The sequence below is a fragment of the Stenotrophomonas sp. YJH_SMC_19 genome (assembly GCF_059367915.1).
On sequence record NZ_JCAFRI010000007.1, the window covers coordinates 1 to 25,384 of the forward strand.

Below are 25,384 nucleotides of genomic sequence, written 5' to 3' on the forward strand. Positions count from 1 at the left end.
TGGAGGCTGGGCTGGTGGAATACATCCAGTACTACAACCAGGAGCGCATCAAACTGAAACTGAAAGGTCTGAGCCCGGTAGAGTACCGGGAGCGGGCCCAATCGGCCGCCTGACCCCGTCCAAGTCTCGGGGGTCACTTCATGGACGGGTTTACGGCGTCCCCCACAACCTGGCCCACCCCGCCTACCCACAGGAAACCAGCTTTTGCCGTTGCTCTGGCTGTTGCTTCGGCCTCTGCGGGTTCCGGGCGCCGCCCGGACGACTACAATCCCGCTCATGCTGAAATTCTCGAATGAACCCCGCCGGGGGCGCCTGTGAGCGGCCGTGGGGGCAATGACGGCCAGGTCCGCATCATCGGCGGTCGCTGGCGCAATACCCGCCTGCCGGTGCCGACCCTGCCGGGGCTGCGGCCCAGCAGTGACCGCGTGCGCGAGACCCTTTTCAACTGGTTGATGCCCAGACTGGGCGGCGCGCGGGTGCTGGACCTGTTCGCCGGCAGTGGCGCGCTGGGCCTGGAGGCGGTCTCGCGTGGTGCCGCCCACGCCACCCTGGTCGAGCGCGACGCGCAGCTGGGACGCAATCTGACCGCGGCCGTGGCCAAGCTGCAGGCCGCCGATCAGATCACCGTGGTGCAGGCCGATGCCCTGCGCTGGCTGCAGGGCGCGCCCGCGCAGCAGGCCGATCTGGTCTTCATCGACCCGCCGTTCGCCGATGGCCTGTGGCAGGACGTGCTGGCGCAGCTGCCGCGGCACCTGGCCGCCGATGCCTGGCTGTACCTGGAATCGCCGGCCGGCCACGTGCCGGTGCTGCCGCCGGACTGGCTGCTGCACCGCGAGGGCGGCACCCGCGAGGTGCGCTTTGCCCTGTACCGCCGCGCCACTGCTACACTTTGACCTCATCTGAACATCTGCATCCGCCCATGACCGTGGCCAACCGCCGCATTGCCGTCTATCCCGGCACGTTCGACCCGATCACCAACGGTCATATCGACCTGGTCAGCCGGGCCGCGCCGCTGTTTGAAAAGGTCGTGGTGGGCGTGGCGCAGAGCCCGTCCAAGGGCCCGGCGCTACCGCTGGAGCAGCGCGTGCAGCTGGCGCGTGGCGCACTGGGCCACCATGGCAACGTCGAGGTCATCGGCTTCGACACCCTGCTGGCCCATTTCGTCCGTTCGGTCCAGGGCGGGGTGCTGCTGCGTGGCCTGCGCGCGGTGTCCGATTTCGAGTACGAGTTCCAGATGGCCAGCATGAACCGTCACCTGATCCCCGAGGTCGAGACCCTGTTCCTGACCCCGGCCGAGCAGCACAGCTTCATTTCGTCCTCGCTGGTCCGCGAGATCGCGCGCCTGGGCGGCGACGTGTCCGGTTTCGTGCCGGCCGCGGTGCTCGAAGCCCTGCGCAAGGTCCGCGAAGCGAAGGCGGCACAGTCGTAAGTCCTGCTGTACCCGCACCCCATTACGTACAACACCACGCACCATTCCGGGAGGAAACCCATGAACACCACCATGCGCGCGATGCTGATCGCTTCGTTGGCCCTGGCCTTCACCGCCTGCAAGAAGGAAGAGGCCGCTCCGGTCGATGAGGCCAAGCAGGCCCTGGTCGCCCCGGCCAAGGATGATGATGCAGGCTGGAAGAAGTACCTGCAGGAAGTGGCCATCCAGAACATGGGCAACATCAACAACAGCCCGTTCCTGTACTACCTCTCGCCGGAATCGGACCCGGACTTCCAGGCCAAGTACGAGCGCCAGACCGAGAGCGCGACCCAGGCCGTGGCCCGTGGCGTGCAGCCGGGCAACATGCTGGCCTTCGGTTCGTCGGCCTCGGGCAAGATGGCTGACATGATCCAGGCCGTGTTCAAGGACGTGTCGCCGGATTCGATGAAGGGCGTGCGCGTCGTCTTCATCGGCCAGTCGGCCGACAACGCCCGCGTTCAGGCTGCGATCCAGCCGACCGGTGCCGAGTACATTTTCGTCGAAGCCAAGTAAGACCGAGCCATGGCGGCCATGCTCCGGCATGGCCCGGGCGGCGTCCTGCAAGGGCGCCGCTGATGACCTGACCGGCCCGCGCGCCCGCGCTGGCCGGTCCTTTGTCCCAGGGCGCGGGCGAGGAGTATCGCCGTGTCGCTGAAAATCAACGAGCTCTGCGTCAACTGCGACGTCTGCGAGCCGGCCTGCCCGAACCAGGCCATTGCGATGGGTGAAACCATCTACGTGATCGACCCTGCGCGCTGCACCGAATGCGTGGGTCATTTCGACGAGCCACAGTGTGTGGTCGTCTGCCCGGTCGAGTGCATCGACCCGGACCCGGAGATCGTGGAAACGGAAGACCAGCTGCTGGCCAAGCTGCGCCAGCTGCAGCACGATCACCCCGAACTCTATGCGGAGCCCCCATCCGAATGAAGACGCTGATCGTCCGCCGCCTGTTGCTGCTCGGCCTGCTGCTGAGCCCGATTGCCTGGGCCGACAGCCCGGCCCGTGCCGAGCGCCCCGACGGCGCGGCCATTGCCAGCGGCCACGCGCTGGCCACCCAGGCCGGCATCGACATCCTGGCGCAGGGCGGCAACGCCTTCGACGCCGCGGTGGCGGTATCGTCCACGCTGGCGGTGGTCGAGCCGATCAGTTCCGGGCTGGGCGGCGGTGGCTTCTTCCTGCTGCACGACGCGGCCACCGGCAAGGACGTGATGCTGGACGCGCGCGAGACCGCGCCGGCCGCGGCAACGCCGCAGGCCTTCCTCGACAAGCAGGGCAACCTCGACCGTGACCGCTCGGTCAACGGTGCCTGGTCGGCCGGTATTCCGGGCCTGCCTGCGGCGCTGGTCGAGCTGTCGGCCAAGCACGGCAAGCTGCCGCTGTCTGCATCGCTGCAGCCGGCGATCCGCATCGCGCGCGAAGGCTTCCCGGTCTACGACCGCATGGCCAAGGGCTATGCCTCTCGCCGTGAGGTGATGGAGCGCTATCCCGGCACCCGTGAGGTCTACCTGCGCAACGGCAAGCCGATCGCCAGCGGTGACCTGTTCAAGCAGCCGGAGCTGGCACAGACGCTGGAGCGCTTGGCCGCAGGTGGCTTCGATGGCTTCTACAAGGGCCAGACCGGAAAGCTGTTGCTGGCCGGCGTGAAGCAGGCCGGCGGCAAGTGGACCGCTGAAGAGCTGGCCGGCTATCGCGTGAAGCAGCGCGAACCGATCGTGTTCAACTACAACGGCTGGAAGATCACCACCGCGCCGCCGCCGTCGTCCGGTGGCATCGCGCTGGCCAGCATGCTGCAGATCCTGGAAGGCTGGGACATCAACAAGATGGACCCGGCGCACCGCACCCACCTGGTGGTGGAGTCGATGCGCCGTGCCTACCGCGACCGCACCTTCTTCCTCGGCGATCCGGACTTCGTGCAGATCCCGCAGAAGGTGCTGACCAGCAAGGACTACGCACAGGGCCTGCGGGCGACCATCCATCCGGAGAAGGCCACGCCCAGCGACCTGCTGTCGGGCAACCCGACCCCGCTGGAAGACGACGAGACCACGCACTTCTCGATCATCGACCGTGACGGCAACCGGGTCGGCGCGACCCAGACCGTCAACCTGCTGTACGGCTCGGGGCTGATTCCGAAGGGCACCGGCGTGCTGCTGAACAACGAGATGGACGACTTCGCGCTGAAGCCGGGCACGCCCAACGCGTTCGGCGTGATGGGCTACGAGGCCAATGCGCCGAAGGCGGGCAAGCGCATGCTCAGCTCGATGACCCCGACCTTCATGGAGAACGCCGACAAGGTGGTGGTGCTGGGCACCCCGGGTGGCAGCCGCATCATCACCATGGTGCTGCTGGGCATCCTCGGCTACGACGCCGGCCTGGACGCGCAGCAGGTTGCCGCGCTGCCGCGCTATCACCACCAGTGGCTGCCGGACCTGATCGAAGCCGAGGACGATGCATTCGACGCGGCCACGGTGAAGCAGCTGCAGGCGATGGGTCACAAGATCGACCTGCCGGGCAATGTGGCCGCCGGGGGCCGCGGGTCCAGCCACGTGTGGGGCAACCTGCAGACCGTGGAATGGGACCGGAAGGCCAACAAGCTGTTTGGCGGCAGCGACCCGCGCAACCCGGTGGGCAGCGCCCTGGTCGTGCCGGCACGCTGATCCGGTCGTGCCGGCCGCTGGCCGCCAATCTGGCTGTTTACCGAAAACCCCGCCCTTGACGGCGGGGTTTTCTGTTTCCTTTCTAGCGATTATTTAACGAGCCGGCGCCGATAATCGACACATGAAACTCTGGTCTATTCGTGGAAACTCGCAGCGCCTCGACGGCGGCGCGATGTTCGGCAACGCGCCGCGCGCGTTGTGGGAAAAATGGGCGGCACCGGACGAGCTCAATCGCATCGAGCTGGCCTGCCGTGCGCTGCTTGCCAGCCCGCTGGAAGGCAAGACCGTGCTGTTTGAAACCGGTATCGGGGCGTTCTTCGATCCGCGCATGCGTGAGCGCTATGGCGTGCAGGAAAGCCAGCACGTACTGATCGATTCGTTGCGCGAAGCAGGTTTCGAGCACGAGGACATTGATGTCGTCGTGCTCAGCCACCTGCATTTCGATCATGCCGGTGGCCTGCTGGCGGCATGGAGCGAAGGGCGTGAGCCGGAACTGCTGTTCCCCAATGCGACTTATGTGGTCGGTGCGCAGCATTGGCAGCGCGCCATGCAGCCGCATCCGCGCGACCGTGCCAGCTTCATTCCGGAGCTGCCTGGCCTGCTGCAGGCCAGCGGTCGCCTGGAAGTAGTGGACGGCGAGTATTCGAAGGTTCTGGGTCGCAGCGTTCGCTTCAGCTACAGCGATGGCCACACGCCGGGGTTGATGCTGGCCGAGATCGTCGGCCACGCGCACGCCGGCGAAGATGCGCACGGCGGGGTGGTGTTCTGTGCCGACCTGATCCCGGGGCGCTCATGGGTACACGTGCCGATCACCATGGGCTACGACCGCAATGCCGAGCTCCTGATCGACGAGAAGCGGCAGTTCCTTGAGGACAAGCTGGCGCGCAACGTGCATCTGTTTTTCACCCACGACCCACAGGTGGCGCTGGCGCAGCTGGGTCGCGATGACAAGGGGCGTTTCGTGACCCTGCACGAGCAGGGTGAACTGAAGGCGCGCGCGCTGGGGTGACGGGTGTTCGGCAGGGCTGCTCCCTGCACCTGCACAAGCCGAAGCAAGATCAAGAACGGCATTCCGTGGGATGGCGGGGCGGTGTGGGTGGTCAGGACACGCCGTAAACCCATCCATGGGGGCTCGATGGCGCCATCCACGGCGCCTGCCCACCCACACCGCCCCCACCTCTGACAGGTGGCCGGTGGCTATTGGTGGGTGCCGACCGTTGGTCGGCACATCAGTCAGATATCGATATTCAAATGGGGTCGAATGCCATTGCTGTGCAACGGGCTCTGCCCCCATTCGATTGAACTGGACGAGCGATGCTACGACGCCTTCAGGCAGCTGCTCATGAAGGTCTTGCGCGCGTCACCGGCCAGCTTCTTGGCACCCGCGTCAGCGTTGCACTTGCGCATGCGTTCCTGTTGCGCGTTGGCCGGCTTGGCTTCGGCAGCGTGGCCACTGAGGCAGGAACTCTGCGCGGTCTTGTAGGCGTCACCCTTCGAGCCCTTGTTCTTGGCCGAGCAGTCGGCCATGCGCTGCTGCTGCGGTGTGGTGGCATTGGCAGCCAGGGGCAGGCCGACCAGCAGGACAGCGGCCAGCAGGAAAGAAGCTTTCATCGAGAGCACTCCAGGCGGTGGCGGGTGCGCGGAGCATTGGCCTGCAGGCAGCAAGGCCACGTGAAGAATCGTGCCTCGGCAGCGACCGCTTGCAGGGGCATTCAGATCGGCGTATTACTTAGCCATATGGGTAAGTATGATCCCGCCATTCAAGACGTGTTTCAGGCACTGGCCGACCCCACCCGATGCGCGATCGTGGCGGCGCTGGGGCAGGGGCCGCGCACGGTGTCGACCTTGGCCGAGCCTTTTGAGATGGCCTTGCCCTCGCTGATGAAGCATCTGGCCGTGCTGGAGCGCAGTGGCGTGGTGCGCAGCCGCAAGCAGGGGCGTGTACGCACCTGCGAACTGGTGCCGGAACGGTTGGGCCAGGCCGAGCAATGGCTGGCCGCGCAGCGCGTCGTGTGGGCAGCGCGCGCCGACCGCATGGTCGAGTTTGTCGAAACCCTTCACCGACAGGAGCAGGCCCATGGCCGTAGACGCAGCTAGCAACCCCGAGACCGATCTGGTCATCAGTCGCGTACTGAACGCACCGCGCGCCGCCCTGTGGCGGGCGTGGACCGACCCGGAGCTGCTGCGCCAGTGGTGGTGCCCGAAGCCGTGGTCCACCGAAGTGCGTGCCTTCGACCTGCGCCCGGGCGGCGCCTTCCACACCTTCATGCAGGGCCCCGACGGCGGCAGCAGTGACAACCCGGGCAGCTTTCTGGAGATCGTGCCGCAGCAGCGTCTGGTGTTCACCTCGATGCTGGGCCCGGGCTGGCGGCCGCAGTCACCGTGGCTGGGCTTCACCGCCATCATCTCGATGGAGGATGAGGGCCAGGGCTGTCGTTACACCGCGCAGGTGATGCACCCGGACAAGGCCCTGCGCGACCAGCATGAGCAGATGGGCTTCTTCGACGGCTGGAACACCGTCATCGGCCAGCTGGAAGCGTTCGCGGCCGGCCTGTAGGCCGGCATCCGGGGTGGGGTCAGAGCCCTTTCTGCGAAAGGGATCTGACCCCGGTTCACCGGATCAACCGACGCGGGTACCGAAGATGCGGTCACCGGCATCGCCCAGGCCGGGCAGGATGTAGCCCTTGTCGTTGAGCTGGGCATCGATGGCCGCGGTGTAGATTTCCACGTCCGGATGCACGGCCTTGACTGCTTCGATGCCTTCCGGCGCGGCCACCAGGAAGATGCCCTTGATGCGGCGGGCGCCAGCACGCTTGAGCATGTCGATGGTGGCGATCAGGGTGCCGCCGGTGGCCAGCATCGGGTCCAGGATCAGCGCGTCGCGCTCTTCCAGGCGGCCGGTCAGGCGCTCGAAGTAGGGCACCGGCTGCAGGGTTTCCTCATCGCGCTGCAGGCCGACCACGCTGACGCGTGCCGCCGGGATCAGCGACAGCACGCCGCTGAGCATGCCCAGGCCGGCGCGCAGGATCGGCACCACGGTGATCTTGGCGCCGGCGATGCGCTGCACGGTGACCGGGCCGGCCCAGCCGGCCAGGGTGTGCGGCTCGGTGTCCAGGTCGGCGGTGGCCTCGTAGGCCAGCAGCGTGCCGAGCTCGTTGGCCAGTTCGCGGAAATCCTTGGTGCTGAGCGCAGCGTTGCGCATCAGGCCGATCTTGTGCTGCACCAGCGGGTGGCGCACTTCGACGATCTTCATGGTCGGGAAGGGGGATAAGGAGAGAGGACGCCATTTTGCCGGATTGGGCGCCCAACCCCAAACCGGGGCCGGAGGCGGCCCGCATGAAATGTGCAGATGCATGTCATTGCCATGCAACCTTGCGGACATACCGTGCAGACCCATTCTTAACAGGAATGGGGATTCCCAGTGCATATCAAGACTCCGTTGGCCGTTGCCATCACCCTGACCCTGGCGATGGGGGCTGCTGCACCACTGCAGGCCGCCGGGCAGCAGGCGGTTGCCGCCACCGGTGCAGTGGCCGCCGATGCGGTCGACCTGGACCGCATTGAAGTGCGCGCCCAGCTTGAATCGCAGATCCGCGCGGTGGACCTCAAGCGCAGCAGCAACGCCATCGAGGATGCGGTGTCGTCCGACGCGCTGGGCCAGTACCCGGACAAGAACGTGGCCGAGTCGCTGCAACGCCTGCCGGGCATCAGCGTGACGCGCGACCAGGGCGAGGGCCGCTACGTGGTCGTGCGCGGACTGGATGCCAACCTCAACAGCGTCAGCGTCGACGGCATCGCCATCGGCACACCGGACAACTCCAGCCGCGCCGCACCGATGGACGTGATCCCGTCCGATTCGACCGAGCGCCTGCGCGTGGTCAAATCACCGACCCCGGACATGCCGGGCGACGCCATTGGCGGCGCGATCCTGGTCGAGACCGCCTCGGCGTTCGACCGCGAGGGCCGCAGCCTGCGTGGCAAGATCGAAGGCAGCCACCAGCAGCTTTCGGGCGAGACCAGCCCGAAGGCCGCTTTCAACTACAGCGAAGTGTTCAACGACACCTTCGGCATCGCCGCCGGCGTGAACTACCAGAAGCGGACGTTCGAATCGGACAACAGCGAAGTGGAGTACGGTGATGTCAGCGGGAACAAGGATCCGACCACCACCCGCCCGGGCGAAATCACCGCGCTGAACCTGCAGAACCGCAAGTACGAGATCGAGCGCAAGCGCATCGGCGCCAACCTCAATTTCGACTGGCGCCCGAACGAGGACAGCCGTTACTACCTGCGCACGCTGTACAGCCAGTTCGACGATGCCGAAACCCGCCAGCGCGTGATCTTCAACTTCAACAGCGCCGACATGATCGCCACCGGCACCGACCAGTATCGACTTGCCGGCATGCCGAAGGATTCGATCGACAAGCGCATGCGCTACCGGACCAAGGAAGAGAACACCTTCGCCGCCAGCCTGGGTGGCGAGAACAAGCTGACCGACGCGGTACTGGACTACAAGATCGGCTATACCCGCACCGAAGAACGCGTGGACGACGAGATCGAATCGCGCTTCAAGCTCAACGGCAAGGCCTTCAATGGCACGCTGGACCAGCGCAGTCGCCTGCCCACCTACACCTTCGACAACGACCAGTGGCTGGACAACGCCAACTACAAGTTCGACCGTGTGGTGGCCAAGCCGAAGAAGGTGGACGACGAGGAGCGCAGCGCGCAGGTCAATATCCGCTTCGACGGCGACAACAGCAGCTACAAGTTCGGCCTGCTCGGGCGCTGGCGCGACCGTGACGTGAATGTCGATGAGGCGTCGCTGCGCGTGGGTCCGGCGATCAAGCTCAGTGACTGGACGACCGGCTCGCCGGAACATCGCCACGGCCCGATGGGGCAGGGCATGGACTCATCGGCGATGCGCAGCTACTGGTCGCAGCACGGTGGCGAATACAGCGCGCGTCCGCAGGATGTCGGTGGCAACGCCGCGACGTCTCTGGAAGGCGACTACACCGCGCGCGAAGACGTGTTCGCCAGCTATGCGATGGGCACCTGGGACATCGGTGCGCTGCGCGTGATCGGCGGCGTGCGTGTGGAGAACACCCGCTTCAGCGCCACAGGCAATCGCGTGGACGTGGCCAAGGACGGGCGCTCCTACACCGCGACCCGGGTCACCGCCAGCAAGAGCTACAACAACGTACTGCCGGGCCTGCACCTGCGTTACGACGCCAGCGACGACTGGGTGTTCCGCTTCGCCGCCAACAAGACGGTGGCGCGCCCGGGCTTCGGCGATGCCTCGCCGCGCATCGGCCTGGTCCGCAACGACAATGAAGTGCGCCTGGGCAACCCGGAGCTGGATCCGTACGAGTCGACCAACATCGACCTGTCGGTGGAGAAGTACATCGGCGAAAGCGGCATCCTCTCGCTGGGCGTGTTCCACAAGTCGATCGACGGCTACATCGTGCAGGTCCGCCAGGCCGGCGCCGACGGCATCTACGACGGCCTGCCGGTGGTGACCTCGGTCAATGGCGACAAGGCCAAGGTGCGTGGCGCCGAGTTCAACTGGCAGCAGCAGCTGTCGTTCCTCCCGGCTGGCTGGGATGGCCTGCTGGTGGGTGCCAGCGGCACCTGGCTGGACACTGATTTCGACCCGGGCCTGGCCAAGCGCGCCGGTGAGGACTTCACCCTGCCGCGCGCCTCGAAGAACGTGTACAGCGCGCACATCGGTTACGAGAAGTACGGCCTGAGCACCCGCGTGGCAGCCGTACACCGCAGCGAGTACCTGGATACCCTTGGTGCCGGCCGTGCCTTCGACATCTACGTAGCGCCGAACACCCAGCTCGACTTCTCGCTTGACTACAGGTTCACTCCGCGCGTGAGCATGTATTTCGAGGCACAGAACCTGCTGGACAAGCCGCTGGAACTGTACCAGGGCACGCGCTCGCGCACCCTGCAGATGGAAGAATATGGCCGCACCTACGCACTGGGCCTGAAGGTGGCACTGTGAGCGGGCCTCGCATCACCCTGCTGGCCACCATGCTGGCCGTGACGTTGGTGGCCGGCTGCACGCCGGCCAACGGCAATGATCCGGCCGTGGCCAAGCCCGGGGCGAAGGCCACGAACGAGCGTGCGGTGACCACCATCGCCGAGGCATTCCTTTCACCGATGACGCCGGCTGACAACATCGATTCGCCTGCCGCCTGGCGTGCACCTGACGGAAAGCTCTGGCTGATCGCCACTGCCAAGGCCACCGACAAGCTGGTGGTCTACGACGGCAGCAGCGGCCAGCACCTGCGCGACGTAGGCAGCAGCGGCACCGCGCCAGGGCAGTTCGATCGCCCAAACGGCATCGCGGTGACCGACGATCTGCTGTGGATCGTGGAGCGCGACAATCACCGCGTGCAGGTGCTGAGCCTGCCGGACTTCACTCCACTGGCGACCTTCGCTGCGGACGATCTGCGCAAGCCGTACGGGCTGTGGGTCGACCGCCGTGCCGATGGCTACAGCGTCTACGTGACCGACTCCTGGGACAACGGCGAGGATGCACAGGGCCGTGACATCCTGCCGCCGCTGACCGAGCTGGACAAGCGCGTGCGCCAGTACCAGGTGACCCGCGATGGCGCGAAGGTCGAAGCGAAGCTTGTGGCCAGCATCGGTGATACCACTGAGGCGGGTGCCCTGCGCGTGGTCGAGTCGATCTGGGGCGACCCCGAGAACGATCGCCTGCTGATCGCCGAAGAGGACGAGGGCTACGCCAGCGAGTTCAAGGTCTACACGCTGGCCGGGCGTTTCACCGGCACCACCTTCGGCCGCGACGTGTTCAAGGCGCAGGCCGAAGGCGTAACCCTGCGCACCTGCGGCAAGGATGGTTGGTGGATCACCACCGAACAGGGCAAGCAGCGCAGCGTGTTCCACCTGTTCGACCGCCACACCCTGAAGCCGGTCGGCGCGTTCCAGGGCAATACGGTGGCCAACACCGATGGCATCTGGATGATGCAGCAGCCCAGCGCGCGCTTCCCGCACGGCGCGTTGTATGCGGTGCATGACGACCAGGGCGTGGTGGCGTTCGACTGGGAGAGCATCGCCAAGCAGTTGGCATTGCCGCTGGAGTGTGGTTCGTGAGCGGTCGTTGCCTGATGCGTACGTTGGCGCTGGGCCTGCTGCTGGCGGTGCCGTCGTTGTGCTTCGCGGCGGCTGAAGCGAACACCCAGGTGCCGCCGGGCAGCCGCCACTACGCAGCGACGACGGTGCCGGACCGCATTGTCGCTTCGCCGGCAGTCGATCCCGGCCATGGGTTCGCCGTGGCCTGGCGCACCGACGGCAGCGTGCAGGCGCCGCTGCTGGAGATTGCCCTTGCCGGTGATTCACCGGCCATCGAGGGCATCCGCCAGGTGCGCGCCACGACCCGCGCGCTGCAGACCGAGAACGGGCTGTCGCACCACCACCGCGCTGATGTCAGCGGCCTGCGGCCCGATACCCTGTACGTCTACCGCGTGCAGGGCAACGGCAGCTGGAGCGCCTGGAACCAGCTGCGCACGCTGGCTGCGCCCGACCAGCCGCTGACCCTGCTGTACTTTGGAGATACCCAGAACAAGAACGTGAGCCATGTCAGCCGCGTGGTGCGCGCCGCGCAGAAGGCCGCACCCGAGGCGCGCCTGAGCCTGTTCGCTGGCGATCTGGTCAGTGGGGGCGATGGTGCCGATGACAGCGAGTGGGGCGAATGGTTTGCCGCCGCCGGTTGGCTGGCGCAGGAAACCCTGGTCGCGCCGGCGATCGGCAACCACGAGTATGTCGAGGAGTTCGAGGACACTCCGCAGGAACGCCGCGTGCTGGGCAGGCACTGGCCGGTGACGTTCGCGCTGCCGGGCAATGGGGCATCCGCCGCACAGCAGACCAGCTACTGGTTCGATGCGCAGGGCGTGCGCGTCGCCGTGGTCGATGGCACGTCGGCACTCGACCTTGGCACGGCCAAGGCGCAGGCCCAGTGGCTGGACAAGGTACTGACCGGCAATCCGCAGCCGTGGACGCTCGTGCTGCTGCACCAGCCGTTCTATTCGCCGCGCGAAGGGCGCGAGAACGGCGCATTGCGTGACGTGCTGCTGCCGGTGGTTCGTCGCCACAACGTCGATCTGGTGCTGCAGGGCCACGATCACACCTATGGCCGCCGTGGTGAAGGACAGGCCGCGACGCCGCAGTATGTGGTGACCGTGGCGGGGCCGAAGCAGTACCGTCTCTCCGACGAGGCACGTAGGACGATGGATCCGGTGGCCGAGGACACCCAGCTGTTCCAGGTGTTGCACATCGATCCGCAGCACCTGCGCTATGAAGCCCGCACGGTGACCGGGCGACTCTACGATGCCTTCGAGCTGCGTCGCGACGCCAAGGGCGGCAAGCAGCGCACGGAGCTGACCGAAGGCCGCATCACGCCGCGTGACTGCCCGCGCGCGCAGACTGCCAAGGGCCGCGCCGATCGCTGCTGGGAATGAGGAGGAGATCCAGATGAAAACCGTACACCGTCTTGTCCCCATGGCTGCCATCGGCGGGGCCCTGCTCCTGCTCGCGACCGCGGTGGCCGCCGCCGATGGCGTGCTGCACCCGTTCCTGGTGGCGCAGCCGAAGCAGGCGCCGCAGGAAGTGAACCTGGCGGTGGAGATTCCGGCCGGCAGCTTCACCAAGTACGAGATCAAGGAGGACGGCCTGGTGCATGTGGATCGCTTCCAGTCGATGCCGGTCGCCTATCCGGCCAACTACGGTTCGATGCCGCGCACGTTGGCTGGCGACAACGATCCGCTGGACGCGCTGGTGCTGACCCGTGAACCCCTGCATCCGGGCGTGATCGTGCGCTTCCGGCCGATCGGCTACCTGAAGATGGTCGACGGCGGCGAGCACGACGAGAAGATCATCGGCGTGCCGACCGACAAGGTTGACCCGACCTACGCCAACATCCGCGACCTGGCCGATCTGCCGGAGATCGAACGACAGCGCATCGAAGCGTTCTTCCGGGTCTACAAGGACCTGCCGGCCGGGCGCAACCCGGTGCAGCTCAACGGTTGGGGCAACGCTGCCGAGGCGCGGACGCTGATCAGCGAAGCGATGAAGCGCTTCGAGAAATAGATCCACGCCATGGCTGGATTCAGTCCAGCAACGTCTCGATGAACAACTCGGCCTGCAGGCGGTCGCCCAGTACCCGGGCCACCGCCTGTACGGCTGCCTCCCGGTGTTCAGGACGGATGCCGCCATCGTCATCGTCGTTGTAGAGGTCATCGCCGGCATCGAGGTACACCGTGCCTGCAGCAGCCAGAGCCGCCATCAAGGTTGGCACATCGGCAGTGATCTCGCCGGCATCCAGCAGGCCGGCGCCGTGGTGGCTGAACAGCACACGGCCGTCGTCCAGGTCGAGGATGAACGGATCAGCGCCGCGATCGGCAATCACCAGCCAGTTCGATGGCCAGTCGTTGATCCGTTCGCCGCTGACGCCATGCCATCGATAGCCGGCCTGCTGGCTCCACAGGCGCTGCAGTGGCGGTATCCAGACATCAAGGCCGGGAACGGTGATGCCGGCGCGGCCAACCTTGGCATTGATCTCTTCGCCCAGCGGCCCGACCTGCGCGTAGAACGACGCCAGTGCCGTGGGCAGCGGGAACGGGCCCTGCCAGTCACGCTCGTGCTGCGCATGCAGCAGCCCGAAGCGGGCGAATGAGGCGTGCAGATCATCCATGTCAGAGTCCAACGGGTAGCGGCCGTGCAGCCTAGCAGACGGCGTCTGCGCGCATCCCCTTCACCACCGCTGGCTATCATGTGCGCCTTCCACAACGAAGGCAGTACCTGTGTCGGTAGCGTTGGTATGGTTCCGCCGTGATCTGCGGCTGCAGGACAATCCGGCCCTGCAGGCCGCGCTGGATGCCGGCCACGACGTGGTGCCGGTCTACATCCATGCGCCGCACGAAGAAGGTGAGTGGGCGCCGGGTGCCGCCTCCGATGCGTGGCGCCACCGTTCACTGGCCGCGCTGGATGCGGACCTGCGCACGCGCGGTTCCTCGCTGGTGCTGCGCAGTGGTGACAGCCTGCCGGCCCTGCAGTTGCTGATCGCGCAGACCGGCGCCGAGGCGGTGTACTGGAACCGCAAGTACGAACCGGCCACCCAGCCACGCGACGCCACCATCAAGCGCATGCTGCGCGAGCAGGGCATCGACGCGCAGAGCTGCAATGGCAGCCTGTTGTTCGAGCCTTGGGACATCGCCACCCAGCAGGGCCAGCCGTACAAGGTATTTACGCCGTACTGGCGCAATGTACTCAGTCATTGGCGCCTGCCGGCACTGCAGGCCGCACCGGAAGCACTGGCGCCGCACGCGGTCGACAGCCTGGCATTGGATGATCTCCAGCTGGCGCCGACGCTGGACTGGGATACCGGCTTCTGGGAGCACTGGCAGCCGGGCGAAGCCGGTGCGCTGGAAGCACTGTCCGTCTTTGAAGACGGTGCCCTGCGCGGGTATCGCGAGCAGCGTGACCTGCCGGACCGTGTCGGGACCTCGCGGCTGTCGCCGCACCTGCATTTCGGCGAAATCGCGCCCTGGCGGATTGCCCATGCGCTGGAAGGGCTGCGTAGCGCCGGCACCGACGCCGACATCGACGGCTACCTGCGCCAGCTGGGCTGGCGTGACTTCGCCTACCACCTGCTGCATCACTTCCCGAAGACGCCCACTGACAACCTCAACCCGCGTTTCGATCGCTTCCCATGGGCAACGCCCAGTGAGGCGCAGCTGCACGCCTGGCAGCGCGGCAACACCGGCGTGCCGATCGTCGATGCCGGCCTTCGCGAGCTGTGGCACACCGGCTACATGCACAACCGGGTGCGGATGATCGTGGCCAGTTACCTGTGCAAGCACCTGCGCGCGCACTGGCTGCATGGCGCACGCTGGTTCTGGGGCACCCTGGTCGATGCCGACCTGGCCAACAACACCATGGGCTGGCAGTGGGTGGCCGGGACCGGTGCCGACGCGGCACCGTACTTCCGTGTGTTCAACCCCGTGACCCAGGCCGAGAAGTTCGATCCGCAGGCACGGTACATCAGCCGCTGGGTGCCCGAACTGGCCGCGTTGCCGGTGAAGGCCCGGTTTGCGCCCTGGCAGCATCCGCTGCTGCTGGCGGCACATGCCCCGGGCTATCCGCGTACGCCGCTGGTGGACCTGGCCGCGGGCCGCGACGCCGCATTGGCGGCTTACCGCCAGTCGGGGGCGGGGTAAAGGGCGACCTGAGCGATCTGGTCAGTTAGCTGAACGCGGCCCTGTCGGTGTGCCCGATCATCATTCCGGCATCGCATCGGGCTGTTTATTCTCTTTGCGCCCGCAGGCCGCCGGCCGACCGGAAACCAAGGAGAACCTCATGATCCGCAACACCACCCGCAACGTCGCACTGGCCCTGATGAGCGCGGCCGTCCTGTCGGCCTGCGCCACCGGCGGCTCCTACGTACAGAGTGACCAGTACGGCAACCCCACCGAGCAGCAGAACCGCACCGGGCGCAACGCCCTGATCGGTACCGCCATCGGCGTGGCAGCCGGCCTGCTGACCGGCGACAGCGCCACCGAGCGCCGCCAGCATGCCCTGATCGGCGCCGGTATCGGTGCGCTCAGCGGCGCCGCCGTCGGCCAGTACCAGGATCGCCAGGAACGCGCACTGCGCGAGCGCACTGCCAACACCGGCATCGATGTGCAGCGCCAGGGCGACAACATCATGCTGAACCTGCCGGACGGCATCACTTTCGACTTCGGCAAGTCGACCCTGAAGCCGCAGTTCTACGGCGCGCTCAATGGCGTGGCAGGCACCCTGCGTGACTACAACCAGACCATGATCGAAGTGGTCGGCCACACCGACAGCATCGGCAGCGATGCGGTCAACAACCGCCTGTCGAAGGAACGTGCCGACTCGGTCGCGCAGTACCTGATCGGCCAGGGCGTGCAGAGCGTGCGCATCGAAACGCTGGGCGCCGGCAAGTCGTACCCGATTGCCGACAACAGCACCAACGCCGGCCGCGCCAAGAACCGCCGCGTCGAGATCCGGGTGATTCCGCTCAAGCAATAACGCGTAGCGTTACTGCTTGAGCCGGTCCGGCCATCGGCCGGAACGAAAATGCCGCCCTTGCAGGCGGCATTTTTGTGGGTGCCGAGCGTTGCTCGGCACGCCGATAGCGCATCCCTCTGTAAGCCATGCCGACCAAGGTCGGCAACTACCAGGAGATGGGTAGGCGCTCTTGTTGCAGGCTACGCCGCAGAAGCGGCCACCTTCTCCAGGATCCGCTTGCCGCTGCTTTCCAGAGCGGCGTCTTCCTTTTCCTTCTGCTGCTGCGCCAGCTTCGCACCCGGGCACTGCGCCAGCATGTAATTGGCGTCGAAGTTGAGCTTTTCGACCAGGAAGTCGACGAACGCACGCACCTTCGGCGAAACCAGGCGGCCGCCGGCGAACACGGCGTTGAAGTCCACTTCCGGGCCGGTCCAGCCGGCCAGCACGCGGCGCACCATGCCCGATTCAACGAACGGCTTGGCCATCACGTCGCCGGTCAGCAGCAGGCCTTCGCCACAGACCAATGCACCATTCAACGCAGACATGTCGTTGGCGGTCATCAGCGGGGTGACCGGGAAGTCACGCAGCTCGCCGCCGTTCTCGCCCAGCTGCCAGGTGAAGCGCGGCGAATTTCCGGTGTGGTACGGCTTGCGCATCGCCAGGATGCGATGGAACTGCAGCTCTTCCGGATGCAGCGGCTCGCCGTAGCGCTCGATGTAGGCCGGGCTGGCGAACACCTGCGTGCGCAGGCTGCCGAGCTTGCGTGCGACCAGGTTGGAATCGGGCAGGGCCCCCACGCGCAGCGCAAGGTCCGCTTCACCTGCAATCAGGTCCAGCTTCTCGTTGCCCATGTGCATGTCCAGGCGGATTTCCGGGTACTGCGCATGGAACTGGCCCAGCAGCGGGGCGATCCAGGTGATGCCGATCGAATAGGGCACGGTGAAGCGCAGCCAGCCGCGCGGGCCGGACTGCAGCTGGCTCACCGCGCTCTCGGCCTCTTCCAGTTCGCGCGCGATGCGCTGGCAATGTTCGTGGTAGATCGAACCGGCTTCGGTCAGGCCGAGGCGGCGCGTGGTCCGGTGCAGCAGGCGCGCGCCCAGGCGCGTTTCCAGCTCCTGCACTTTGCGGCTGACCGTGGTCTTGGGCAGGCCGAGCGATTTGGCAGCGGCAATGAAGCTGCCTTGCTCGACCACTTTGACGAAGATCAGCGTCTCGTTGAGATCGTGGGACATGGTCGGGGATCCTGGACGTCGGGGATGGGACAATCGTGACAGAACGATTGGACCGGGAGCGGGATGATTATTCCCCTTAATCAGGACTAATCAAGTAAAGGTTTGAGGTCTATCGTGGCGCCATTCGTTAATTGGAGCCCGTCCGCCATGAGCCTGCGCAACATTCTTGCCCGACTCCGGAACGCCGGCCAGAACACCCTGGACCTGGCGATGACCGTCGAAGCCCGTCCGAGTTCCTTGGTACACAAGGACTTTCGTGAGTTTACCGCGCCCATGCGTCAGCAGCGTGGCGGTGCCATCCGCCTGGCCCCTCACAAGGGTGACCGCCTGCGCCGAATCGGGACTATCCCGGATTTGGGAGGAAATGTCCCGTGAATGGGATGCTGACGCCTGAAGTCCTGGTCCTGGGCGGCACCGGTGCCGTCGGCCAGGGTGTGGTTGGCGCGCTGCTGGAGGCCGGCAGCCCGGTACTGGTTGTCGGCCGCGATCCGGGCCGGCTGGCGGCGCTGCACGAGCAGTTCGCTGACGAGCCGGGCCTGGAGACGCTGCTGGGGTCGCTCAGCGACGACGGATCGGCGCGCGCGCTGGCCGAACGCATCGCGCAGCGCCCGCGCCCGTTGGCGGCGGTGATCGCCGCAATGGGTGGACCGTACCGCCGCGGTCGCGTGGTCGACCGCAACGGTGACGAACTGATGGGCGCGATGCAGGCCGATCTGATGCCGCACGTGCACGCCGTGCGTCACCTGCTGCCGCTGCTGCAGGACAACGTGCATGCGCGCCGCTACGTGATGATCGGCAGCCCGGCCAACGCCAAGCCATGGGCGGGCTACGGCGAGACCTCGATCACCACCGCCGCGCTGCGCATGTACGCGCAGGTCGTGCACCAGGAAGCGCAGGCGCTGGGCGTGCGCGCGCAGATGCTGGAAGTCTGCAGCCCGGTGTGCACCCCGGCCAATGCGGCCAATGCCTGCATCGAGTGGCCCAGCTCGCTGCTGGTGGGTCGTCGCGTTGTGTCGCTGCTGGATGGTTGCCGTGACAACCGTGCCATCGTCCGCTGTGACAGCAGCGATGCCGAACTGCCGCGCGGCCTGCTGCACCTGGAAGTTCCCCCTTTGTGGCGCGATACCGCAGGCGTTGCTTGACCTCGACCATGGTTGAGGTCGCAGGATACGCCGCCGATTTTTGCAACACGTTCTCATATAGCTGTACCACCCCTCCGTACGGATGCATGCCATGACTTCCCCCAATACCACCCCACATCGTTTCGGCCATCGCATTGCGATGGTCGGCGTGTCGATCCTCGCCGCAGCCGTGCTTGCGGCCTGCAGCGGCGGCCACGCCGAAGAAGCCGGTGCACCGCCGCCGCCGCAGGTCAGCGCCGCTCCGGTACTGGTCAAGCAGGTCAGCCAGTGGGACGAGTTCAGCGGCCGCGTCGAAGCGGTGCAGAGCGTTGAACTGCGCCCGCGCGTGTCCGGCTACATCGACAAGGTCAACTACGTCGAAGGCCAGGAAGTGAAGAAGGGCGAAGTGCTCTTCACCATCGACGCGCGCAGCTACCAGGCCGAGTACGATCGAGCGGCTGCCGAGCTGGCCCGCGCCCGCACCCAGGCCACGCTGGCCCGCAGCGAGTCCGAGCGCGCCAAGCGACTGTCCGAGCAGCAGGCGATCTCCACCGAGACCGCCGAACAGCGTCGCGCGGCCGCCGACCAGTCCGGTGCCGCCGTGCAGGCCGCGCAGGCTGCGCTGGACGCGGCCCGGCTCAACCTGGAGTTCACCAAGGTGCGTGCACCGATCGACGGCCGTGCCGGTCGCGCGATGGTCACCGCCGGCAACCTGGTCACCGCCGGCGACAGTGCCAGCGTGCTGACCACGCTGGTCTCGCTGGATACCGTCTTTGTCTACTTCGATGCCGACGAAAGCACCTTCCTGCGCTACGCCCAGATGGCACGCAAGGGCGAGCGCCCGAGCGAGCGTGACAGCGAACTGCCGGTGAAGGTTGGCCTGTCCGGCGAAGAGGGCTACCCGCACTCGGGCAAGGTCGACTTCCTCGACAACCAGGTCGCCCGCAGCACCGGCACCATCCGCGTCCGCGCACTGCTGGACAACGCCGACCGCCAGTTCACGCCGGGCCTGTTCGCCCGCGTGCAGCTGCTCGGCAGCGGCCAGTTCCAGGCGCTGCTGATCGATGACAGGGCCGTGCTGACCGACCAGGACCGCAAGTACGTCTACGTGGTCGACAAGGATGGCAAGGCCCAGCGCCGCGACATCCAGCTCGGTCGCACCGCTGATGGCCTGCGCATTGTCGAACACGGCCTGGCTGCGGGCGACAAGGTGATCATCGACGGCGTGCAGAAGGTCTTCATGCCGGGCATGCCGGTGCAGGCCAAGGCGGTGGCGATGCAGCCACAGCCGGCGCCGGCACCGGGCCGCGATGCCACCGCCGCCCTGAAGCACTGATCCGCGTCCCCGCTTAGCTGCCGGCGCCAGCGGCAGCCTTCCCTGCCTTCGTCATTTCGGCGAGGGGCAGGGTGGCTGTTGCCCGCCGAATGCCTTTCCCAGGAATTCCTCCATGGACTTTTCCCGTTTCTTCATCGACAGGCCGATCTTCGCGGCGGTGCTGTCGATCGTGATCTTTGCCGCAGGCCTGATCACGATTCCAATCCTGCCGATCAGCGAGTACCCGGAAGTGGTGCCGCCGTCGGTGGTCGTGCGCACGGTCTATCCGGGCGCCAACCCCAAGGTCATCGCCGAGACCGTCGCCACGCCGCTTGAAGAAGCCATCAACGGCGTCGAAGGCATGATGTACCTGAAGTCGGTCGCCGGTTCCGACGGCGTGCTGCAGATGACCGTCACCTTCCGCCCGGGCACCGACCCGGACGCAGCGGCGGTGAAGGTGCAGAACCGCGTGGCACAGGCGCAGGCGCGCCTGCCCGAGGACGTGCGCCGGCAGGGCGTGACCACGCAGAAGCAGTCGCCGACCTTCCTGATGGTGGTGCACCTGACCTCCCCGCAAGGCAAGTACGACACCCTGTACCTGCGCAACTACGCCCGCCTGCACGTCAAGGATGCACTGGCGCGCATTCCGGGCGTCGGTGATGCGCAGATCTTCGGTGGTGGTGACTACGCCATGCGCGCCTGGCTGGATCCGGACAAGGTGGCGTCGCGCGGCCTGACCGCCAGCGACGTGGTGCGCGCCATGCGCGAGCAGAACGTGCAGGTGTCGGCCGGCCAGCTCGGCGCCGAACCGCTGCCGGACAGCAAGTTCCTGACCCTGATCAATGCCCAGGGCCGGCTGAAGACCGAAAAGGAATTCGGCGACATCGTGCTCAAGAGCGGCACCGATGGCGAGATCGTGCGCCTGTCCGACGTGGCCCGCCTGGAACTGGGTGCGGGTGACTACACCCTGCGCTCGCAGCTGGACGGCAAGAACGCGGTCGGTATCGGCATCTTCCAGTCGCCGGGTGCGAACGCGCTGGAAATCCGTGACCAGGTCATCTCGACGATGGACGAGATGCAGAAGACCATGCCGGCCGACGTGAAGTACGAAGCGGTGTATGACACCACCATCTTCGTGCGGGACTCGATCAAGGCTGTGGTCTCCACGCTGCTGGAAGCGATCGCGCTGGTGGTGCTGGTGGTGATCCTGTTCCTGCAGACCTGGCGTGCCTCGATCATCCCGTTGATCGCAGTGCCGGTGTCGGTGGTGGGTACCTTCGCCGCGCTGTACCTGCTGGGCTTCTCGATCAATACGCTGAGCCTGTTCGGCCTGGTGCTGGCGATCGGCATCGTGGTCGACGACGCGATCGTGGTGGTGGAGAACGTCGAGCGCAACATCGAGGAAGGCCTGTCGCCCACCGCCGCGGCCCACCAGGCCATGCGCGAAGTGTCCGGCCCGATCGTGGCGATCGCGCTGGTGCTGTGTGCCGTGTTCGTGCCGATGGCGTTCCTGTCCGGTGTCACCGGCCAGTTCTACAAGCAGTTCGCGGTCACCATCGCCATCTCCACGGTGATCTCGGCGATCAACTCGCTGACCCTGTCGCCGGCCCTGGCCGCGCGCCTGCTGAAGGCCCACGGCGCACCGAAGGATGGCCCGAGCCGCCTGATCGACCGCCTGTTCGGCTGGGTGTTCCGCCCGTTCAACCGCTTCTTCAAGTCCAGCTCGGAGAAGTACGAGCGTGGCGTGGCCCGCATCCTCGGCCGACGTGGCGCGGTGTTCGTGGTCTACGCGATCCTGCTGGTCGGTACCGGCGTGATCTTCAAGCTGGTGCCGCCGGGCTTCATCCCGACCCAGGACAAGCTGTACCTGATCGCCGGCGTGAAGCTGCCGGAAGGTTCGTCGATCGCGCGTACCGATGAAATGCTGCGCAAGGTGGCCAAGATCGCCCAGGAAACCGATGGCGTGGCCCACACCATCTCGTTCCCGGGCCTGAACGCGCTGCAGTTCACCAATACGCCCAATACCGGTGTGGCGTTCATTCCGCTCAAGCCCTTCGCCGAGCGTCATGGCCGTACCGCTGCGCAGATCAATGCCGAGATCAACCAGAAGATCGCCGGCCTGCAGGAAGGCTTCGCCTTCGCGATGATGCCGCCGCCGATCCTCGGCCTGGGCAACGGCAACGGCTACCAGATGTTCATCGAGGACCGCGGCAACCTGGGCTACGGCGCGCTGCAGAATGCGGTGCAGGCGATGCAGGGCACCGTGGCGCAGACGCCGGGCATGGCCTTCCCGATTTCCAGCTACCAGGCCAACGTGCCACAGCTGGATGCCGAGGTCGACCGCGTCAAGGCCAAGGCACAGGGCGTGCAGCTCACCGAACTGTTCGACACCCTGCAGACCTACCTGGGTTCGGCCTACGTCAACGACTTCAACCAGTTCGGCCGTACCTGGCAGGTGATCGCCCAGGCAGACGGTCCGTTCCGCGAGACGGTCGAGGACATCGGCAAGCTGCGTACCCGCAACGACCGCGGCGAGATGGTGCCGATCGGTTCGATGGTCACCATCAAGCAGACCTTCGGCCCGGACCCGGTGCTGCGCTTCAACGGCTACCCGGCAGCGGACCTGGCCGGTGAAGCCGACCCGCGTTTGCTGTCCTCGGCCGAGGCGATGACCAAGCTGACCGAGATCGCCGGCAAGGTGCTGCCGGTGGGCATGACCACCGAATGGACCGACCTGAGCTACCAGCAGGCGACCCAGGGCAAAGCCGCCTTCATCGTGTTCCCGGTGGCGATCATGCTGGCCTTCCTGGTGCTGGCCGCGCTGTACGAGAGCTGGTCGCTGCCGCTGGCGGTGATCCTGATCGTGCCGATGACCCTGCTGTCCGCGCTGTTCGGCGTCTGGCTGACCGGCGGTGACAACAACGTGTTCGTGCAGGTCGGTCTGGTGGTGCTGATGGGCCTGGCGTGCAAGAACGCGATCCTGATCGTCGAGTTCGCCAGAGAACTGGAGATGGGCGGCAAGGGAATCGTTGAAGCTGCGCTGGAAGCCTGCCGCCTGCGCCTGCGCCCGATCGTGATGACCTCCATCGCGTTCATCGCCGGCACCGTGCCGCTGGTGCTGTCGCACGGTGCAGGCGCCGAGGTGCGCTCGGTGACCGGTATCACCGTGTTCGCCGGCATGCTGGGCGTGACCCTGTTCGGCCTGTTCCTCACCCCGGTGTTCTACGTGGCCCTGCGCAAGTTCGTCACCCGCAACGGTGGTGGCCAGCTGGTGCAGCACGGCGAGCCGACCATCCACCACTGACATGGAACCCCGTCGCCGCCGGTCAATGGCCGGCGGCGGCTTCCCCCTCACAAGGCATGCATCCATGAATACCCATCAGAACAAGATCGCGCTGGTCACCGGCGCCACCCGTGGCATCGGCCTGGAAACCGTGCGCCAGCTGGCCCAGGCGGGCGTGCACACGCTGCTGGCCGGTCGCAAGCGTGAGACCGCCGTTGAGCTGGCGCTGAAGCTGCAGGCTGAAGGCCTGCCGGTCGAAGCCCTGCAACTGGACGTGACCGACGCGGCCAGCATCGCCGAAGCGGTCGAGCAGGTACGCCAGCGCCATGGCCGCCTCGACATCCTGGTCAACAATGCCGGCATCATGATCGAGAATCCCGCGCAGGCGCCGTCGGAGCAATCGCTCGAGACCTGGAAGCGCACCTTCGACACCAACGTGTATGCGCTGGTGGCGGTGACCCAGGCATTCCTGCCGCTGGTCAAGCAGGCCAAGTCCGGCCGCATCGTCAATGTGTCCAGCATGCTCGGCTCGCAGACCCTGCACGCGGATCCCTCCTCGGGCATCTATGACTTCAAGATTCCGGCGTACAACGCCTCCAAGGCCGCGGTGAACAGCTGGACCCTGAGCCTGGCCTACGAACTGCGCAACACGCCGATCAAGGTCAATACCGTGCATCCGGGTTACGTGAAGACCGACATGAACGGCGGCAACGGCGAGATCGAAATCAGTGAAGGGGCGCGGTCCAGCGTGGAAATGGCACTCATCGGTGAATCCGGTGCCAGCGGCAGCTTCACCTACCTGGGCGAGGTGCTGCCATGGTGATCCGCACGTTGGCGATGGCCGTCTCCAGCCTGGTGCTGGCGGGCTGTGTCAGCGTCGGCCCGAACTACAAGGCGCCGGTGCAGGAACCGGTGGTGCTGCAGGGGGCGCAGCAGCCGGTGTTCAGCACTACCTCGCCGGTGGCCAGCTGGTGGGCGCAGTTCGATGATCCGGTGCTGGAAGAACTGGTGCACGGTGCACTGTCGGATAACCTGGACCTGCGCGTGGCCGTGGCCCGCGTCAGCCAGGCCCGTGCGGTGTTCGTCGAAAGCCGTTTCGACCAGGCCCCGCACATTACCGCGGGCGGCAGCTACGACCGCCGCAAGCAACCCGATCCGCAGCTGGGTGGGCAGCGGGTGTTCAGTGAAAGCTACCAGCTCGGCTTCGATGCCGGCTGGGAGCTGGATCTGTTCGGCCGCAAGCGCCGTGCAGCAGAAGCCGCGCGCGCCGACCTGGACGCCGAGCAGGCCAACCTGGCCGATGCGCAGGTACTGGTCGCCGCCGAGGTGGCACGCAACTACTTCGAGCTGCGCGGTACGCAGAAGCGCATCGCGGTGGCCCAGCACACCCTGGTCAACCTGCGCGATACGCAGAAGCTGACCGAGGCGCGCTGGGAGCTGGGCGCCGGCAGCGAGCTGGACGTGCAGAGCAGTCGCGCCCGGCTGAAGGCGATCGAGGCCGATATCCCGCTGCTGGAAGTGGCCGAAACGCAGTCGCGCAATCGCCTGGCGGTTCTGCTGGGCCAGCGTCCGGAAACGCTGACCGCCATGCTTGCGCCGCACGACGTGCCGGCATTTGCCAAGGCGCTGCCGCTGGGCGATACCCGCGAGCTGCTGCGCCAACGCGCCGACGTGCGCGTGGCCGAGCGTCGCCTGGCCGCTGCCACCGCGCGGGTGGGCGTGGCCACTGCGGACCTGTTCCCGCGGCTGTCACTGTCCGGTTTCGTCGGCTTCCTCGGCGGCGACGCCAGTGGCCTGGTCAATGGCAACAACAAGGCCTGGTCGCTGACGCCGTCGCTGAGCTGGGCCGCGTTCGACTTCGGCACCGTGCGTGCACGCCTGCGTGCCAGCAAGGCTGAAGCCGAGGGTGTGGCTGCGCAGTATGAGCAGGCCGTGCTGCTGGCGCTGGAAGACACCGAGAACGCGCTGACCCGCTATTCCAAGCAGCAGGCGCGGCTGGCGATCGTGGTCGAGCAGGCGCAGGCGGCACGCCGGGCTGAGTCGCTGGCGCAGATCCGCTACCGCGAGGGCTCGGAAGACTTCCTGACCCTGCTGGATGCGCAGCGCACGCAGCTGGCGGCCGACGATGCGTTGGCGGCGGCTGAGTCCGAGGTCAATGTCAGCGTGGTGGGCGTGTACAAGGCACTGGGTGGCTGGGGGCAATCACCGCAGCCGCCGAGCGTGGCGCAGGTGCAGTAACCGCAGGGGACGGAAGCAG

General features: G+C 66.5%; 25 protein-coding genes. 21 read left to right on the top strand and 4 right to left on the bottom strand.

What is annotated here, in order from left to right; translation table 11 throughout:
- From AC5P5R_RS09455 to AC5P5R_RS09485, 7 genes are all read left to right on the top strand, one after another.
- Positions 1-113, top strand: a 113-nt coding sequence (locus tag AC5P5R_RS09455) for an IS3 family transposase (protein WP_495201421.1), incomplete at its 5' end; no start/stop codon positions are given.
- 201 nt (positions 114-314) lie between these two features.
- Positions 315-893: a 16S rRNA (guanine(966)-N(2))-methyltransferase RsmD gene (rsmD, locus tag AC5P5R_RS09460; protein ID WP_049461091.1), complete on the top strand. Its 579-nt coding sequence runs from the start codon at positions 315-317 to the stop codon at positions 891-893.
- A 26-nt stretch (positions 894-919) separates the two neighbouring features.
- Complete coding sequence (coaD, locus tag AC5P5R_RS09465) at positions 920-1,429, top strand: pantetheine-phosphate adenylyltransferase (protein ID WP_005409091.1); 510 nt, start codon at positions 920-922, stop codon at positions 1,427-1,429.
- A gap of 60 nt (positions 1,430-1,489) precedes the next feature.
- Entirely contained in the window at positions 1,490-1,981 is a 492-nt protein-coding gene (locus AC5P5R_RS09470; protein ID WP_100438400.1) for a hypothetical protein, read from the top strand.
- 132 nt (positions 1,982-2,113) lie between these two features.
- Positions 2,114-2,395, top strand: coding sequence for a YfhL family 4Fe-4S dicluster ferredoxin (locus tag AC5P5R_RS09475; protein ID WP_004153175.1), 282 nt, complete (start codon positions 2,114-2,116; stop codon positions 2,393-2,395).
- Positions 2,392-4,122, top strand: a complete 1,731-nt coding sequence (ggt, locus tag AC5P5R_RS09480; protein ID WP_099605424.1) for a gamma-glutamyltransferase — start codon at positions 2,392-2,394, stop codon at positions 4,120-4,122. Before AC5P5R_RS09475 ends, ggt begins: the two co-directional genes overlap by 4 nt.
- A 121-nt stretch (positions 4,123-4,243) precedes the next feature.
- Positions 4,244-5,131, top strand: coding sequence for an MBL fold metallo-hydrolase (locus tag AC5P5R_RS09485; RefSeq protein WP_005412984.1), 888 nt, complete (start codon positions 4,244-4,246; stop codon positions 5,129-5,131).
- Positions 5,132-5,439: 308 nt separating this feature from the next.
- Here the strand turns inward: AC5P5R_RS09485 and AC5P5R_RS09490 are convergent, their stop codons facing one another.
- Entirely contained in the window at positions 5,440-5,733 is a 294-nt protein-coding gene (locus tag AC5P5R_RS09490) for a PsiF family protein (RefSeq protein ID WP_100438401.1), read from the bottom strand.
- 60 nt (positions 5,734-5,793) lie between these two features.
- Here AC5P5R_RS09490 and AC5P5R_RS09495 point away from each other — a divergent pair, with 60 nt between their 5' ends.
- Together AC5P5R_RS09495 and AC5P5R_RS09500 are read left to right on the top strand one after the other, a co-directional pair.
- A complete protein-coding gene (locus AC5P5R_RS09495; protein ID WP_224119407.1) occupies positions 5,794-6,219 on the top strand; it encodes an ArsR/SmtB family transcription factor in 426 nt (141 codons plus the stop codon).
- The gene (locus tag AC5P5R_RS09500; RefSeq protein ID WP_100438436.1) at positions 6,200-6,679 is read left to right on the top strand and encodes an SRPBCC family protein; all 480 of its coding nucleotides are present in this window, start codon (positions 6,200-6,202) and stop codon (positions 6,677-6,679) included. Before AC5P5R_RS09495 ends, AC5P5R_RS09500 begins: the two co-directional genes overlap by 20 nt.
- A 63-nt stretch (positions 6,680-6,742) precedes the next feature.
- Here the strand turns inward: AC5P5R_RS09500 and upp are convergent, their stop codons facing one another.
- Positions 6,743-7,375 carry a uracil phosphoribosyltransferase gene (gene upp / locus AC5P5R_RS09505; RefSeq protein ID WP_005416149.1) on the bottom strand — a complete coding sequence of 211 codons (633 nt, stop codon included), beginning with the start codon at positions 7,373-7,375 and terminating at the stop codon, positions 6,743-6,745.
- A gap of 216 nt (positions 7,376-7,591) precedes the next feature.
- On the opposite strand from upp, the gene AC5P5R_RS09510 reads away from it, so the two are divergent.
- From AC5P5R_RS09510 to AC5P5R_RS09525, 4 genes are read left to right on the top strand one after another with little or no spacing between them, the layout of a single operon-like run.
- Positions 7,592-10,126 carry a TonB-dependent receptor gene (locus AC5P5R_RS09510; RefSeq protein WP_217279027.1) on the top strand — a complete coding sequence of 845 codons (2,535 nt, stop codon included), beginning with the start codon at positions 7,592-7,594 and terminating at the stop codon, positions 10,124-10,126.
- A gap of 29 nt (positions 10,127-10,155) precedes the next feature.
- The gene (locus tag AC5P5R_RS09515; RefSeq protein ID WP_032966030.1) at positions 10,156-11,241 is read left to right on the top strand and encodes a phytase; all 1,086 of its coding nucleotides are present in this window, start codon (positions 10,156-10,158) and stop codon (positions 11,239-11,241) included.
- Between the two features lie 14 nt (positions 11,242-11,255).
- Entirely contained in the window at positions 11,256-12,605 is a 1,350-nt protein-coding gene (locus AC5P5R_RS09520) for a purple acid phosphatase family protein (protein WP_194434588.1), read from the top strand.
- A gap of 13 nt (positions 12,606-12,618) precedes the next feature.
- Positions 12,619-13,233: an inorganic diphosphatase gene (locus AC5P5R_RS09525; RefSeq protein WP_012479786.1), complete on the top strand. Its 615-nt coding sequence runs from the start codon at positions 12,619-12,621 to the stop codon at positions 13,231-13,233.
- A 19-nt stretch (positions 13,234-13,252) separates the two neighbouring features.
- On the opposite strand, the gene AC5P5R_RS09530 is transcribed toward AC5P5R_RS09525, so the two are convergent.
- Positions 13,253-13,837 carry a hypothetical protein gene (locus tag AC5P5R_RS09530; RefSeq protein ID WP_062606080.1) on the bottom strand — a complete coding sequence of 195 codons (585 nt, stop codon included), beginning with the start codon at positions 13,835-13,837 and terminating at the stop codon, positions 13,253-13,255.
- 109 nt (positions 13,838-13,946) lie between these two features.
- Here AC5P5R_RS09530 and AC5P5R_RS09535 point away from each other — a divergent pair, with 109 nt between their 5' ends.
- Positions 13,947-15,362: a cryptochrome/photolyase family protein gene (locus AC5P5R_RS09535; protein ID WP_099497828.1), complete on the top strand. Its 1,416-nt coding sequence runs from the start codon at positions 13,947-13,949 to the stop codon at positions 15,360-15,362.
- Positions 15,363-15,501: 139 nt separating this feature from the next.
- Positions 15,502-16,197 (top strand): YiaD family glycine zipper/OmpA-like lipoprotein, encoded by a 696-nt coding sequence (locus tag AC5P5R_RS09540; protein ID WP_100438405.1) that lies wholly within the window; start codon positions 15,502-15,504, stop codon positions 16,195-16,197.
- 179 nt (positions 16,198-16,376) lie between these two features.
- Here the strand turns inward: AC5P5R_RS09540 and AC5P5R_RS09545 are convergent, their stop codons facing one another.
- A complete protein-coding gene (locus AC5P5R_RS09545; RefSeq protein ID WP_005409107.1) occupies positions 16,377-17,408 on the bottom strand; it encodes a LysR family transcriptional regulator in 1,032 nt (343 codons plus the stop codon).
- 147 nt (positions 17,409-17,555) lie between these two features.
- Here AC5P5R_RS09545 and AC5P5R_RS09550 point away from each other — a divergent pair, with 147 nt between their 5' ends.
- From AC5P5R_RS09550 to AC5P5R_RS09575, 6 genes are all read left to right on the top strand, one after another.
- Positions 17,556-17,783, top strand: coding sequence for a hypothetical protein (locus AC5P5R_RS09550; RefSeq protein ID WP_005409108.1), 228 nt, complete (start codon positions 17,556-17,558; stop codon positions 17,781-17,783).
- Positions 17,780-18,550 carry an SDR family NAD(P)-dependent oxidoreductase gene (locus tag AC5P5R_RS09555; protein WP_005409109.1) on the top strand — a complete coding sequence of 257 codons (771 nt, stop codon included), beginning with the start codon at positions 17,780-17,782 and terminating at the stop codon, positions 18,548-18,550. The genes AC5P5R_RS09550 and AC5P5R_RS09555 overlap by 4 nt, the downstream gene beginning before the upstream one ends.
- Before the next feature lie 91 nt (positions 18,551-18,641).
- Entirely contained in the window at positions 18,642-19,865 is a 1,224-nt protein-coding gene (locus tag AC5P5R_RS09560; protein ID WP_049449210.1) for an efflux RND transporter periplasmic adaptor subunit, read from the top strand.
- Between the two features lie 112 nt (positions 19,866-19,977).
- Complete coding sequence (locus tag AC5P5R_RS09565) at positions 19,978-23,148, top strand: efflux RND transporter permease subunit (protein WP_005409111.1); 3,171 nt, start codon at positions 19,978-19,980, stop codon at positions 23,146-23,148.
- A 64-nt stretch (positions 23,149-23,212) separates the two neighbouring features.
- The gene (locus AC5P5R_RS09570) at positions 23,213-23,950 is read left to right on the top strand and encodes an SDR family oxidoreductase (protein ID WP_005409112.1); all 738 of its coding nucleotides are present in this window, start codon (positions 23,213-23,215) and stop codon (positions 23,948-23,950) included.
- Positions 23,944-25,365, top strand: coding sequence for an efflux transporter outer membrane subunit (locus AC5P5R_RS09575; protein WP_005409113.1), 1,422 nt, complete (start codon positions 23,944-23,946; stop codon positions 25,363-25,365). The genes AC5P5R_RS09570 and AC5P5R_RS09575 overlap by 7 nt, the downstream gene beginning before the upstream one ends.
- The last annotated feature ends 19 nt before the right edge of the window (positions 25,366-25,384 follow it).

Coding starts and splice junctions, on each gene's coding strand:
- coaD (WP_005409091.1), top strand. CDS start 920: ATGACCGTGGCCAACCGCCGCATTGCCGTCTATCCCGGCACGTTCGAC.
- AC5P5R_RS09470 (WP_100438400.1), top strand. CDS start 1,490: ATGAACACCACCATGCGCGCGATGCTGATCGCTTCGTTGGCCCTGGCC.
- ggt (WP_099605424.1), top strand. CDS start 2,392: ATGAAGACGCTGATCGTCCGCCGCCTGTTGCTGCTCGGCCTGCTGCTG.
- AC5P5R_RS09485 (WP_005412984.1), top strand. CDS start 4,244: ATGAAACTCTGGTCTATTCGTGGAAACTCGCAGCGCCTCGACGGCGGC.
- AC5P5R_RS09490 (WP_100438401.1), bottom strand. CDS start 5,733: ATGAAAGCTTCTTTCCTGCTGGCCGCTGTCCTGCTGGTCGGCCTGCCC.
- AC5P5R_RS09500 (WP_100438436.1), top strand. CDS start 6,200: ATGGCCGTAGACGCAGCTAGCAACCCCGAGACCGATCTGGTCATCAGT.
- upp (WP_005416149.1), bottom strand. CDS start 7,375: ATGAAGATCGTCGAAGTGCGCCACCCGCTGGTGCAGCACAAGATCGGC.
- AC5P5R_RS09510 (WP_217279027.1), top strand. CDS start 7,592: ATGGGGGCTGCTGCACCACTGCAGGCCGCCGGGCAGCAGGCGGTTGCC.
- AC5P5R_RS09515 (WP_032966030.1), top strand. CDS start 10,156: ATGCTGGCCGTGACGTTGGTGGCCGGCTGCACGCCGGCCAACGGCAAT.
- AC5P5R_RS09520 (WP_194434588.1), top strand. CDS start 11,256: ATGCGTACGTTGGCGCTGGGCCTGCTGCTGGCGGTGCCGTCGTTGTGC.
- AC5P5R_RS09525 (WP_012479786.1), top strand. CDS start 12,619: ATGAAAACCGTACACCGTCTTGTCCCCATGGCTGCCATCGGCGGGGCC.
- AC5P5R_RS09530 (WP_062606080.1), bottom strand. CDS start 13,837: ATGGATGATCTGCACGCCTCATTCGCCCGCTTCGGGCTGCTGCATGCG.
- AC5P5R_RS09540 (WP_100438405.1), top strand. CDS start 15,502: ATGATCCGCAACACCACCCGCAACGTCGCACTGGCCCTGATGAGCGCG.
- AC5P5R_RS09545 (WP_005409107.1), bottom strand. CDS start 17,408: ATGTCCCACGATCTCAACGAGACGCTGATCTTCGTCAAAGTGGTCGAG.
- AC5P5R_RS09550 (WP_005409108.1), top strand. CDS start 17,556: ATGAGCCTGCGCAACATTCTTGCCCGACTCCGGAACGCCGGCCAGAAC.
- AC5P5R_RS09560 (WP_049449210.1), top strand. CDS start 18,642: ATGACTTCCCCCAATACCACCCCACATCGTTTCGGCCATCGCATTGCG.
- AC5P5R_RS09565 (WP_005409111.1), top strand. CDS start 19,978: ATGGACTTTTCCCGTTTCTTCATCGACAGGCCGATCTTCGCGGCGGTG.
- AC5P5R_RS09570 (WP_005409112.1), top strand. CDS start 23,213: ATGAATACCCATCAGAACAAGATCGCGCTGGTCACCGGCGCCACCCGT.
- AC5P5R_RS09575 (WP_005409113.1), top strand. CDS start 23,944: ATGGTGATCCGCACGTTGGCGATGGCCGTCTCCAGCCTGGTGCTGGCG.